The sequence below is a fragment of the Thalassospira sp. SM2505 genome (genome assembly GCF_054901115.1).
Genome location: NZ_CM142731.1, coordinates 1,660,498 through 1,672,500, shown reverse-complemented (window position 1 = coordinate 1,672,500; position 12,003 = coordinate 1,660,498). Strand labels below are relative to the sequence as shown.

The window sequence follows — 12,003 nt, the reverse complement described above, 5'->3', positions numbered from 1 at the left end:
GACACTCCCGCACTGGTTGATCAGCTCATACCACTGTTAAATCCATCTTGTGCTGAACCATCAGAGCTTAAAGCTCCTGCACCCTTTTTGATCCAGCAAAATGACAGCCTTCTCAGCTCACATATACGAGACACATATATATGTATCCCCCTATACGGAGCCGATGCGGGCAACAGCCCTGCCGGACAAGCACACATCACCTGTGAGCTTGCAAAGCAGAAAACAGGCAAATTCATTGCCCTAATGGTCTGCCTTGTTGTTGCCATGGTCAGCTGCCATTTCAGCGCCGCCCATCATGATTAATGGCGCGCAATGCCTTCAACGGTTCGTAAAGGAAATCGCGCCATTATAGCCCAATGGGAGCAGATACGACCGGTGCGAATTGGCGTTTCACATCGCTTGAGCTTTTATGTATAAGGTTTGAGCCGATGTTGCCGCAAAGAGTAACGGGTTGAGCAAACTGATTATTGGTTATTAGGGGAGTTCTACGGCAATGGCCGGAAGAGACTTGGTATCTATTGCAAGTGTGATGGCAATTCTGGGGGGAACAGCCGGATATCTGTTATCCGATCATTATTCCAACGCTGCAGATACTGCCCTTTCTGCAAGTGCCGCCGAGAGCCACCTGATCGAGAATCCCGTCAGTGGCGTTACAGAAACGGCAAGCATTCCCGACATCGAACCGCGCCGCGAGACAGTCGTCCTTGAAAAAGGATCGAACCTGATGGCGACCCTGACAGAAACCGGCCTTGAACGCACGGTGGCCTATAATGCCATCGAAGCGCTGCGCGATGTTTATAACCCGCGCAAGCTACGCGCCGGTCAGGAGTTTGATCTTGTCTATTCAGCCCCGATGGAAGACAGCATCGAGCTTCTTGACGAACTGAGTTTCCAGCCCGACGCCGAAACCATTGTTTCGGTCTCGCGTACCGATAACGGTTTTGAAGCATCGTCAGACAAGATCGAACTGACCACCAAAAAGAATGTCGCTTCTGGCACCATCGAACAGAGCCTGTTTCTGGCGGCCGAGCGCAATGGCGTTCCGATCCCTGTTCTGATGAATCTGATCGAACTGTATTCCTATGAAGTCGACTTCCAGCGCGACATCCAGCCAGGTGACAGTTTCGAAGTCATGTATCAGGAGCTCGAGAACGACAAGGGCGAACGCGTACGCTATGGTGATGTGCTTTATGCCAGCATGACCCTGAGCGGCAATGAAGTACGTCTTTATTCCTATACCGACAGCAACGGTGAAACCGACTTCTATAATCAGAAGGGTGAATCCTATCGCCGCGCACTGATGCGGACCCCGATCAATGGTGCGCGCCTGTCATCAGGATTCGGCCAGCGCAAGCATCCGATTCTCGGCTATACCAAGATGCATAAGGGCATTGACTTCGCCGCCCCGCGCGGCACCCCGATCTTTGCCGCCGGCAATGGCACGATTGCCAAAATTGGTCGCAATGGCGGTTATGGCAATTACATCCGCATCCGTCACAATGATTCCTATGAAACAGCCTATGCCCATATGAAGGGGTTTGCCAAAGGCCTCAAACAGGGATCCCGCGTCAAACAGGGTGACGTGATCGGCTATGTCGGAAGCACAGGGGCATCAACCGGCCCGCATCTTCATTACGAGATCCTGAAAAACAATGCGCAGGTCAACCCGATCCGCGTCAAGATGCCAAGTGGCAAAAAGCTTAAAGGTGACGAGCTGAAGACCTTCCTTGCGGATGCCGACATCCTGCGCAAGCAATATGCCGAGCTATCCCTTGATAACCGCAAGATTGCCAGCGCCGAATAGCCCAAAGCCGGACCAGATAAAAAAGCCTGCCCCACGTCATGTCGGGCAGGCTTTTTTTTGAAACCGTTTCAGGTGATCATCATGAGACGGGCGATACCACCCAGCATAGCCTCAATTGATCGAAACCATTCTTGCGATCAACGCTGAACAAACCTGCGACCCTGATCAGGCCGCATCACGATCAAATTGCAGCTTGGCCAGGCGGCCATAAAGCGGGGATGTTTCAAGTAATTCCTGATGGGTGCCGATCGCAACCAGCTTGCCATCATCAATCACCGCAATCCGGTCGGCATGCAGCACTGTTGCCAGGCGATGGGCAATCACAAGTGTCGTCCGCTCTGCCATGATGGTTTCAAGCGCCTTTTGCACCACCTGTTCGCTTTCCGCATCCAGCGCACTGGTGGCTTCATCAAGCAGCAGGATCGACGGATTGCGCAAGATCGCACGTGCGATTGCAATACGCTGACGCTGACCACCAGACAACCGGACACCTTTTTCACCAAGATAGGTGTTAAAGCCATCGGGCAGACGGTCAAGGAACTCACTGGCATGCGCGGCTTCGGCTGCGGCACGGACATCAGCATCACTGGCACCCGGCCGCCCATAGCGAATATTGTCCCAGGCATTGGCAGCAAAGATCACCGGATCCTGTGCAACCAGACCAATGCGTTCACGCACATCGACCGGATCAGCTTCGCGGATATCAACACCATCCACCCGAATTGCACCTTTGTCCGGATCATAGAAACGCAGCAGCAACTGGAAGACTGTGGTTTTCCCCGCCCCTGATGGCCCGACCAGCGCAACCGTTTCACCCGGCCTGACCGAAAGGGTCAGACCTTCGAGTGCGGATCGATCCGGACGGGCCGGATAATGGAACGTGACATCTTCAAAACTGACATGCCCCTGATGCGGGACCGGCAAAGTCACCGGATTTTCGGGTGCTGCAATCTTTGGTTCGGTTTCCAGCAAGGCGACAAGACGTTCGGCCGCCCCGGCGGCGCGTTGCAAATCACCGATCACTTCACTGATAGCACCGACCGATCCGGCGACAACCACCGCATAAAATACAAAGGCAGAAAGCTCGCCCGCTGAAATCACGCCATCAAGGACGTCATGCCCCCCAATCCAGAGGATCGTGCCAACTGCCCCGAACACCATGACAATGACAATAGCAGTCAGAAGGGCACGGGCCGAGATACGGGCGACAGCCGTTTTGAATGCCCCCTCGACATGGCCGTTAAAGCGCGTGCTTTCGATTTCTTCGTGGGTATAGGCCTGAACCGTACGCAACGCATTCAGCGTTTCCTCGGAAAAGGCACTGACATCCGCAATCCGATCCTGGGATTCGCGCGACAGGCGGCGCACCCGGCGGCCATAGCCGACAATCGGGATCACAACCAGTGGCACGACCAGAAGGACAAGGGCGGTCAGTTTCGGACTGGTGATGGCAAGCATCGTCAGACCACCGACAAACATCAACGCATTGCGCAAGGCGATCGAAACACTCGATCCGATGACAGATTGTAAAAGTGTGGTGTCCGTCGTCAGACGCGAAAGAACCTCACCGGTCCGGGTCACTTCAAAAAATGCGGAATCAAGACGGATAATATGGCGATACACGGCAGAGCGGATATCGGCGACAACCCGCTCCCCGATCCAGGAGACCAGGAAAAAGCGCATATAGCTTGCCCCCGCCAGAAGCAGGGTCACGGCAAACAGAACGAACAGTGCCCGGTCAAGCAGACCGCCATCGCCGTCAGCGAAGCCTTCATCGACCAGCATGCGCAAACCATTGCCAAGGGCAAGAACGGTTCCCGATGCCGTCACCAGCGCAAGCAAGGCCCCGACCAGCTGCAACCGGTATTTCAGAACAAAGGGAACGATCGCCCTCAGTGACGACAGGTTCCGGCTGGTTTCACGATCAATCAGTTTTGCAGAAGCAGAAGGTGTACGCGCCAAGGCACTTTATCCCGTATGCATTGGGAACGACAAAGCCGCTCAGAGATCAGCCAAGATCAAGTTTGTTTCCGGTTTTCACCGCAATATCCATCGCAAGCTGATCATGAAGCGTGGTCGAACCACGCGTTGATGTCCAGGTCTCGTTATCTTCGTCAAAGTCATAGTGACTTGCACCACTGACCGGTGAAGAGAGCCAGACCTGACGGTTCGGACCATGCTTGTTGATAATGAATTGCTCACCCGAATCGAGTTCGATTGTCAGGATGCCAGATTGCAAATCGACTTCAAGCGCATCGCCCAGCGCGTCATCAATGACATCAGAGAGGGTCTCGATTGTTTCATCTGCAATCTGATGGAAGCGGGTTTCCTCAAGGGCCACAGTCTTGTTCTCCGTCTGTCGCCGGAAGCGCGTTTGGCCCCGGCAAGGCGATAATCAATTGTTGGCGCACCATACTATATAAAGTGTGCTGTGCAAGTATGCATAAGATGCTCCTTGCGAGAAAAGCTTGAAACCTGTGTCTGCGGCTGCTACATGACCGCGAGATCGTTACTGCACTCCCCTCATTTGGCGTTAATTGGATAAAACCGGTTACAGGGGTTGCGCGAGCCGATTTTTTACACTATACACCGCGCTTCAAATTCCGGAGTGATTAGGCGATGAAAAAAGATATCCATCCCGATTACCATGAGATCACCGTTCAGATGACTGACGGCACCACCTTCACCACGCAGTCGACCTGGGGCAATCCGGGCGACGTGATGAAGCTTGACATCGATCCGAAAAGCCATCCGGCTTGGACTGGTGTTCACCGTCTTCTGGACAGCGGCGGGCAGCTTGCTAAGTTCAAAAAGCGCTTCGCTGGTTTCAATATCGGCAACTAAGCAAAGAACACATTTCTGTGTTCTGTGGGATCAGCGCCCGTTGCATCTGATTGATGCTGCGGGCGTTTTTCTTTGTCTGAACCATTGATTGATGGAGCAGACCACACAAAAAACTGCCAATGACGACAAATCTGGTCTGCTATGCAGCATATCTGATGGTTATCCCGGCTTTTTTTTGCCATAATTCCATTTGTCAGGACAGGGTGGCATTTAATTCGCCGCCCTCTTTGGCTTGTCAAAACGACCAGGTTTATAGATGAACCAAGTGGCGGCGCGTAATCAGGTAAGCTATGAGGTCTATGTAAAAGACCGCTCAGGCCGTTGGCAGATCCACGGCCACTTTACTGGTGCGCAAAAAAAACAGGCTGAAGAAGAAGCGAAGAATATTGAACGCGCGAACCATGTTTCGGGCGTCAAAGTGATTCGCGAAGTCTATAATCACGCGACCAACAGTTCGGACGAATATGTCGTCTACGAAACGCGTGGTCAGGGCCGCCTGGAAAACAGTAACGTCCAAAGCAAGCCAAAGGCATCCCGCCCGCAAGCACAGGCCAAGGCACCTGCCTCGCGTCCGGCACCATCGCCGGCCCCCGCCGAGGCAGCTTCTGACAGTACGGAAAGCAGTACTGCAACAGCTGAACCCGTCAAACGACGCCCTGCTCGTGCCGTTGCAGAGGAAGGCCAAAGCATTTTTGGTCTTGCTCTCAAGATGATGATTGCGTTTTGCATCGCGATTGCGATCGGGTTGGCAACGATGCTTGTAGCGGCCAAGGGACTTGAATATCTGCCAAGTATGGGCATGCATATCAGTCAGGGCTTTTATGACAAAGCCAACTTCATGTCCTTTACGATTGGCTTCCTTGCCAGCGTCGTGCCGATGCTGATGGCTGTGACCAAGAAATTCAAAGGACGCAGCCGAACCAAAGCATCAACAAGCCGGTCGCCCAGACAGGCGCGCGGCAAGGTATCCCGCGCAAGCCAGTCGGGCAGCGCCACAGCAGCACAAACTTCTGTGACGCGAAAAACAGCCGCCGAGATGGCAGCAGAACTGGCCCAAGAGGATGACGATGCTGATACGGACGCATCGGTTGAAAGCACGGATGACGCATCGGAGGACGAGGCAAAAGACGCCCCGATTGATGATACGCCTGATCGACCACTGGTCGAGACCAGAGAAATGCGAGCCACCCGCGATCAGATGAAAAACTTCATCTCCGGGTCGATGCAGGCGATCAAACGCACTGTGCCGGTTCTTGATGCCTATCATAAATTTGGCGTCAATCTGTATGTCGCGGGTGCCTGTGATGCCTGCAGCGAAAAGAACGCCCTGGAGCAAAGAGACGGGCGCGCGGTTTTGCGTGACTGCATCTCGGCCCTTGGCGCGAACAAAAGCATGGCCGATACATTCTGCAAAAATGTAGACAGTTACATCCTTGAGCCGAAATACAAGGATATGTACGGCGCTGGTCGCGAATCGATGGATGCCTACCTTAGAGACGAGAAAAGCATCATGACGTCAGTTTCGCGCGCCATCGCGAACTGGAGCGAAAAGCCCGCCGCAGGTCCGCAAGGGGCAGCAGGCAAGAAGCTTCATGCGCTGATGTTTACCGACATTGTCAATTCGACAGCCAAAACCCAGGAACTGGGCGATCATGGCGCCCAGCAAATGGTCCATATTCATAACCAGATCGTTCGCACGGCCCTGATCAATAACTATGGCAAGGAAGTCAAGCATATGGGCGACGGCATTATGGCCGTGTTCCCGTCTTCTGCCAGCTCTGTCGAAGCAGCGATTGAAATTCAGAAGAATATGGCAATCCACAATGCCTCACAGGATATGAAATTCCAGATTCGCATCGGCATTAATGCCGGCGAGGCGATTGCCGAAGAAAATGACCTGTTTGGCACCGTTGTTCAGCTTGCCGCACGCGTATGTGCACAGGCAGGCGGTGACGAAACGCTGGTATCAGCCAACGTCAAAGACACCTATAGTGGTAGCCGCGCTGCTTTTGTCTCGATGGGAACACGTCAGATGAAAGGCTTTGCTGAACCGGTCGAAGTATTCCAGGTTCAATCCCGCGCCTGACATCCCCCGAGATTGATCACTTCAATCATCGTCAGAACCCGACTGCCCGGGGCCTTTGCCCAAGCGGGGGTATGTTCTCTGCTTGATTTCGGGATTCTCAGGCAATCAGTTGGCACAACGCGCGGCGACCTGAAGTTCCATTCGGGCCGTTCGCATATAAAGCGCCTGTGCACGATGCATCAGATCGACCAGTCCTGGTGACAGAAACTCGTAAGTCTCGTTGCGCTCTTCAAGACAGACCCGAAGGTCAACCATCAGGTTGTCGACATCAACCGCCTCTTCCCACTGGATTTCCCCCTCTTCGACGGCACGTACAGCAAGCAACCAAGCCATGGCCCGGATCAGACGGGTGGTCATGCGCATTTCTTCGACACACCGTGCAATCGCTTCACCGCTATTTTGCTTTTTGCCGCGCTGGCTTCTGTGAGCAGAAAGGTAATTGCGCGCCTCTACGAGCAGCGTAAAGGCTTCGTCATATGTTCGCGAGAAGTGAATGACCGCGAAGTTGCTCTGATATGACGCCTTCTGCGACGCCGGGGGATGCTCATATGTCATCCATATAATATTGGAAAGGCCCGGGGCGGCTTCAAGACACAGAAGCCCCAAATAGAAAGACCGCCCACTTTCGGGGCGGTCTCACCTCAACCTGCTAAACTTGCCGGACTTTTTTGGTTTTGTTTTTCTTGTGGCCGAACTTTAGCCAGCGGTTCATAAGCGGTCAAGGCTATTCATGGCACAAATGTGACAATACGTATTAACCCGTACCCTTTTACGTATTTTGCGCACACAATCTGCGGCAATCCCGCGCAATCCGCGCCATACAAGTATTTGAAGATACAAGACAAAGAAAAAGAACCGCCCAAAAAGGGCGGCTCAGTTTAACAGGGAGGCATCGAAACATCACGTTCGACAAGGGGGTCAACAGATGACCCTCTATTCCACATATAAGACGATAAGTTTAAATTTCAATTAACCTCAGGTTTAAAATCTTTATCCTCACGTCTAGTGTTTGGAGAGACTTCAAACCGCCTCTCCAACTCTTGTCGATACTTTGCCCTAACTCTTGAACAATGCCTCTGCGCCGGCATGCGCGCCCTTGCGATGCTCAAGTGCGGCATCGACCCGTTTGACTTCCTGTTCAAGAGCAACGCGATACTCCTTCAGGCTATCCACCGACATGCCTTCAAGGCTCCGCGGCAGACCAAAAGCCCCCTTCATGAAATTGCCGAGTTCTTCTTCGTCCACGCTTGTCCTCCATATCCTGCAATCAAACCTTTGCCGAACGGTTCCGTGCACCAATTGGGCAATTGAATTCGGCACCGACCCTAGATAGGTATTAAACTAACTTTTCGCCACGGAGGTCACCATGCCCAATCATCAATTGCCATCGAAAATGCAAGCCGTCGAAATTCGCAAGGATGCCGATGCGCCCTATCTGGCACTGGGCGAGATTGATGTTCCGGTATTTGGCGATGATGATGTTTTGGTTCGGGTTCGTGCCGCGGGTGTGAACCGCCCTGATCTGATGCAGGTCGCGGGCATGTACCCGCCGCCGCCCGGTGCATCGGATATTCCCGGATTGGAACTGGCGGGTGAGATTGTGGCACTTGGCGCCAATGTAACCGGCTGGAATGTTGGTGATCATGTGTGCGCACTGGTAACCGGTGGCGGCTATGCCCAGTATACCACCGTGCCAGCCGCGCAATGCCTTCCTGTTCCCAGGGGTCTTTCAATGATTGAGGCTGCGGGCCTTCCCGAGACCTTCTTTACTGTCTGGCACAATGTTTTTGACAAAGCCGGACTTGCAAGCGGGGAAACATTCCTTGTGCATGGCGGGACTTCGGGCATCGGGACAACCGCCATCCAGCTTGCCAAGGCGTTTGGCGCCAAGGTCATCGCCACCGCGGGCAGCGACGAGAAATGCGAGGCTTGCCTTAATCTTGGCGCGGATATTGCCATCAATTACAAGACCCGGGATTTCGTCGAAGACGTGATGGCAGCGACCGATGGCAAGGGGGCGAATGTCATTCTTGATATGGTGGCGGGGGACTATGTCAGCCGCAATTTCAAGGCCGCAGCCGTCGAGGGGCGGATATTGATCATTGCCTTCTTGCGCGGCCCCAAGGCCGAAACCAATTTCACCCCGCTGTTGCTTAAACGTCTGACACTGATGGGATCGACTTTGCGTGCGCAACCTGTCGCCAGCAAGGCCGCAATCGCCGATGCCCTGCGCAACCGGGTCTGGCCGATGATCGAAGACGGTAAAATTGGCCCGGTGATCTATAAAACTGTCCCGTTTGCCGATGCACAGAACGCGCATGCCATATTGAAGGGTGGCGCACACATCGGAAAAGTGATACTGGAAGTCGATTGATCGTTGATGGATGCTGGTCTGAACAGTTTATCTGACCGTTCCATCGCAACATGACTATGATTGCGGATCGAAAAGAAATATTCTTTTCACAAGTCCGCAACAGATTGTTGCATTTACCCGCACATTGATCGAAAAGAACGCAATGGCGGCTCCGACGATGCGCGGCAACCCTGGATCACCCCTTGGTTGCCTTTGCAGCATTGCCGGACCACCATAAGAGATTATATTCTGGGGCAAAGATTCCCGCGCTTTTTGGGCTCATACCCAACGCCGGTCTCCAGAGAGAAAGAAGGAAACAGGAGGAATTATGGCACAGCCCCTCATGCCCAAAGCAACCGCTGTATGGCTTATCGACAATACCGGCTTGTCGTTCCGGCAGATTGCCGCCTTTACCGAGCTTCACGAGCTTGAAATTCAGGCAATCGCTGATGGTGACGTCAGTCAGGGTATCGTCGGACTTGATCCGGTTGCCAATGGTCAGCTGACCAAGGATGAAATTGCGCGCTGTGAAAAAGATCCGCGTGAATTCCTGAAAATGGCAAAAACCGATCTGCCACGCCCGCGTGCGCAGTCCAAAGGTGCCCGCTACACCCCGGTTTCCAAGCGCCAGGATCGCCCGAATGCGATCGCGTGGCTGCTGAAGCATCACCCGGAGCTGTCTGACGCGCAGGTTTGCAAACTGATCGGCACCACCAAGGATACCATTGGCAAGATCCGCGACCGGACCCATTGGAATTCCGCCAACCTGACCCCGCGCAACCCGGTTACCATGGGCCTTTGCACCGAACTTGACCTTGAAAAGCAGGTCGTGATCGCACGTTCGAAGAACCCGGAAAAAATCGCCCGCGATGTCGAGCCGGATCCGCTGCCCGAAGAATTGCAGATCAATCCGGAACCGGATTATCCGGGCAAAAAAGCTGCCGAGAAGAAGGACGAGCCGAAAACTTCCGACTACATGGAAGCGGCCGAAAATCTCTTCCGCTCCTGATCAAAACAAAAGGTCGCCCGACGGGCGGCCTTTTTTCTTTGGGTTATCCGGCTCTTATTGCATAAAGTTTGTTTCACATGATTGCCGCTAAACCGTAACGCAACCGACATATGCGCGACATACCATTCGCCTGCTTTCGAACGAACAACACCGAAGAAACGTTTCCATGCAAAAACGTCCAACTGAACGCCAGGCTGGCATTGTCGAACTTGTACGCGCCGACGGTTTTCGCACCATCGATCAACTTGCCGAACGCTTTGACGTCACACCTCAGACCATCCGCCGCGATGTGAACGCCCTTTGTGATGAAGGGTTGTTGCGTCGCCGCCACGGGGGTGTAGAACCCGCGCTTGAACATGAAAACATTGCCTACCGGGCCCGCAAGGTTCTGAACGTCAATGAAAAACGCAAGATCGCTGCCCTTGTTGCACGCGAAATTCCCAATGGAGCTTCGTTGTTCTTTTCAATCGGCACCACGCCTGAACTGGTGGCGAGTGCGCTTTTGCAGCATCGCGATTTGCGGATTTTCACCAACAATCTGAATGTTGCCTATGTGGCCGCAACCAATGACAGCTTTGATGTAACCCTGATTGGTGGTCGTTTGCGCAACCGTGACCGGGACGTTCTGGGACCAGAGGTCGAGGCGTTCTTTAACAGCTACAAGGTTGATTATGGCATCTTCGGTGTCGGTGGTATTGACCCGGATGGCAGTCTTCTTGATTTCGATGAACAGGAAGTTCGTGCGCGATCAGCAATCCTGAAAAATGCGCGCAAGTCATATCTGGTTGCCGATCACACCAAGTTTGGCCGAAATGCCGTGGTTCGGGGTGGATCGATCACCGATGTCAGTGCATTTTTCACAGATTGCACGCCGCCTGATCACATCCTGCAAATGATCACCCGTGCGGGTGTAACGATGTTCATGCCCGAACCCAACGCCGAATTTCCGACATTTTACGTGCCCGAAGAAGACTGATCTGCCGATAGTGCTGCACGTCTTTGTGCTTCGCGGGTTTCCGCAGCGGCCATCAGACTTTTGCGGACTTCGCGCAGGGCTGGGGTTAATGTCTTGTCCCGGCGCATGACAATTGCAAGTTCACGCGACAGGGCTGGCATCAAAGGGCGGGTCTTGATCGGGAATTGTGTCCGGCCCGGACGTGCGCCCATCTCAGGCAGGATCGTTGCACCAATCCCCGCACCGACCAGTTCCTTGATCGCCTCGACAGAGCCAAGCTCCATCACCGAGTGCCCGGCGATACCGGCATCGCGTAACCAGTCATCGACAAGTGTGCGGGTAAGACCACCGCGTTCATAAAGAACCAATGGCTGCGTTTCGAGATCACCGGGATGAATGACGTCTGGCACATCTGCGTCATCGGCAAAGATCGCCACAAAAGGATCGGTCATCACCGGCGTGATCGACAGGCTCCGACCACTGCACGGCATGGTAACCAGACCAAGATCAAGCTGGTTATCTTCAATCGCGCGAATGATATCGCTTGTGTTGCCGGTCCTCACCATAATTTCAAGTTTCGGAAAGGCCCGTTGCAGCTGTTCAAGAATGGCAGGCAGGAAATAGATGCAGGCCGTCGCCCCGGTTCCGATCCGGACCTGTCCGGCAAGCCCGTCGGCAAAAACCGAAACGGCATCAAGTGCAGAGCGGATTGATGCATCAATACCGCCAATATGAGCAAGCAACGCCTGCCCTGCTGCGGTCGGCTCCGCCCGCTTGCCAACCCGTTCAATCAACTTCACCCCCAGCCTGTCTTCAAGCTGGCGCACCTGCTGGCTCACAGCCGGTTGGCTAAGATTGAGCTTCGCCGCTGCGGCGGAAAAACTGCCAAGGGTCACAACATCGGCAAAGGTATGAAGCTGATCAAGGTTAAGTGCCCGCATATCAAACTTTT

Annotated in this window: 11 protein-coding genes; 6 read left to right on the top strand and 5 right to left on the bottom strand. The window is 53.8% G+C overall.

The features are described 5' to 3' along the window. The first annotated feature begins 493 nt into the window (after positions 1-493). Positions 494-1,804, top strand: a complete 1,311-nt coding sequence (locus tag ACTU44_RS07530; RefSeq protein ID WP_258548764.1) for a M23 family metallopeptidase — start codon at positions 494-496, stop codon at positions 1,802-1,804. Between the two features lie 165 nt (positions 1,805-1,969). On the opposite strand, the gene ACTU44_RS07525 is transcribed toward ACTU44_RS07530, so the two are convergent. Both ACTU44_RS07525 and cyaY read right to left on the bottom strand, forming a co-directional pair. Next, positions 1,970-3,766 (bottom strand): ABC transporter transmembrane domain-containing protein, encoded by a 1,797-nt coding sequence (locus ACTU44_RS07525; RefSeq protein ID WP_336080429.1) that lies wholly within the window; start codon positions 3,764-3,766, stop codon positions 1,970-1,972. A gap of 46 nt (positions 3,767-3,812) precedes the next feature. Then, positions 3,813-4,145, bottom strand: a complete 333-nt coding sequence (cyaY, locus tag ACTU44_RS07520; protein ID WP_462097096.1) for an iron donor protein CyaY — start codon at positions 4,143-4,145, stop codon at positions 3,813-3,815. 278 nt (positions 4,146-4,423) lie between these two features. Between cyaY and rpmE the strand changes: the two genes are divergently transcribed. Together rpmE and ACTU44_RS07510 are read left to right on the top strand one after the other, a co-directional pair. After that, the gene (rpmE, locus tag ACTU44_RS07515; protein WP_114099196.1) at positions 4,424-4,648 is read left to right on the top strand and encodes a 50S ribosomal protein L31; all 225 of its coding nucleotides are present in this window, start codon (positions 4,424-4,426) and stop codon (positions 4,646-4,648) included. A 256-nt stretch (positions 4,649-4,904) separates the two neighbouring features. Continuing rightward, positions 4,905-6,734 carry an adenylate/guanylate cyclase domain-containing protein gene (locus ACTU44_RS07510; protein WP_462097095.1) on the top strand — a complete coding sequence of 610 codons (1,830 nt, stop codon included), beginning with the start codon at positions 4,905-4,907 and terminating at the stop codon, positions 6,732-6,734. A gap of 105 nt (positions 6,735-6,839) precedes the next feature. On the opposite strand, the gene ACTU44_RS07505 is transcribed toward ACTU44_RS07510, so the two are convergent. Further along, entirely contained in the window at positions 6,840-7,289 is a 450-nt protein-coding gene (locus tag ACTU44_RS07505) for a DUF1465 family protein (RefSeq protein WP_114099194.1), read from the bottom strand. Positions 7,290-7,790: 501 nt separating this feature from the next. Continuing rightward, positions 7,791-7,979 carry a DUF1192 domain-containing protein gene (locus ACTU44_RS07500; RefSeq protein WP_258548763.1) on the bottom strand — a complete coding sequence of 63 codons (189 nt, stop codon included), beginning with the start codon at positions 7,977-7,979 and terminating at the stop codon, positions 7,791-7,793. 121 nt (positions 7,980-8,100) lie between these two features. Here ACTU44_RS07500 and ACTU44_RS07495 point away from each other — a divergent pair, with 121 nt between their 5' ends. The 3 genes from ACTU44_RS07495 to ACTU44_RS07485 all read left to right on the top strand — a co-directional run bounded on the left by ACTU44_RS07495 (position 8,101) and on the right by ACTU44_RS07485 (position 11,072). Next, entirely contained in the window at positions 8,101-9,108 is a 1,008-nt protein-coding gene (locus ACTU44_RS07495) for an NAD(P)H-quinone oxidoreductase (RefSeq protein ID WP_462097094.1), read from the top strand. A 307-nt stretch (positions 9,109-9,415) separates the two neighbouring features. Continuing rightward, entirely contained in the window at positions 9,416-10,096 is a 681-nt protein-coding gene (locus ACTU44_RS07490; protein WP_114099193.1) for a DUF1013 domain-containing protein, read from the top strand. 166 nt (positions 10,097-10,262) lie between these two features. Beyond that, the gene (locus ACTU44_RS07485) at positions 10,263-11,072 is read left to right on the top strand and encodes a DeoR/GlpR family DNA-binding transcription regulator (protein WP_114099192.1); all 810 of its coding nucleotides are present in this window, start codon (positions 10,263-10,265) and stop codon (positions 11,070-11,072) included. Here the strand turns inward: ACTU44_RS07485 and ACTU44_RS07480 are convergent. Next, the gene (locus tag ACTU44_RS07480; RefSeq protein WP_462097093.1) at positions 11,051-11,992 is read right to left on the bottom strand and encodes a LysR family transcriptional regulator; all 942 of its coding nucleotides are present in this window, start codon (positions 11,990-11,992) and stop codon (positions 11,051-11,053) included. The genes ACTU44_RS07485 and ACTU44_RS07480 overlap by 22 nt on opposite strands. Between the last annotated feature and the right edge of the window lie 11 nt (positions 11,993-12,003).

What these genes read in the sequence shown, in the direction of transcription:
- ACTU44_RS07510 (WP_462097095.1), top strand. Translation starts at nt 4,905, where the DNA reads ATGAACCAAGTGGCGGCGCGTAATCAGGTAAGCTATGAGGTCTATGTA.
- ACTU44_RS07530 (WP_258548764.1), top strand. Translation starts at nt 494, where the DNA reads ATGGCCGGAAGAGACTTGGTATCTATTGCAAGTGTGATGGCAATTCTG.
- ACTU44_RS07485 (WP_114099192.1), top strand. Translation starts at nt 10,263, where the DNA reads ATGCAAAAACGTCCAACTGAACGCCAGGCTGGCATTGTCGAACTTGTA.
- ACTU44_RS07495 (WP_462097094.1), top strand. Translation starts at nt 8,101, where the DNA reads ATGCCCAATCATCAATTGCCATCGAAAATGCAAGCCGTCGAAATTCGC.
- ACTU44_RS07490 (WP_114099193.1), top strand. Translation starts at nt 9,416, where the DNA reads ATGGCACAGCCCCTCATGCCCAAAGCAACCGCTGTATGGCTTATCGAC.
- ACTU44_RS07480 (WP_462097093.1), bottom strand. Translation starts at nt 11,992, where the DNA reads ATGCGGGCACTTAACCTTGATCAGCTTCATACCTTTGCCGATGTTGTG.
- ACTU44_RS07505 (WP_114099194.1), bottom strand. Translation starts at nt 7,289, where the DNA reads ATGACATATGAGCATCCCCCGGCGTCGCAGAAGGCGTCATATCAGAGC.
- rpmE (WP_114099196.1), top strand. Translation starts at nt 4,424, where the DNA reads ATGAAAAAAGATATCCATCCCGATTACCATGAGATCACCGTTCAGATG.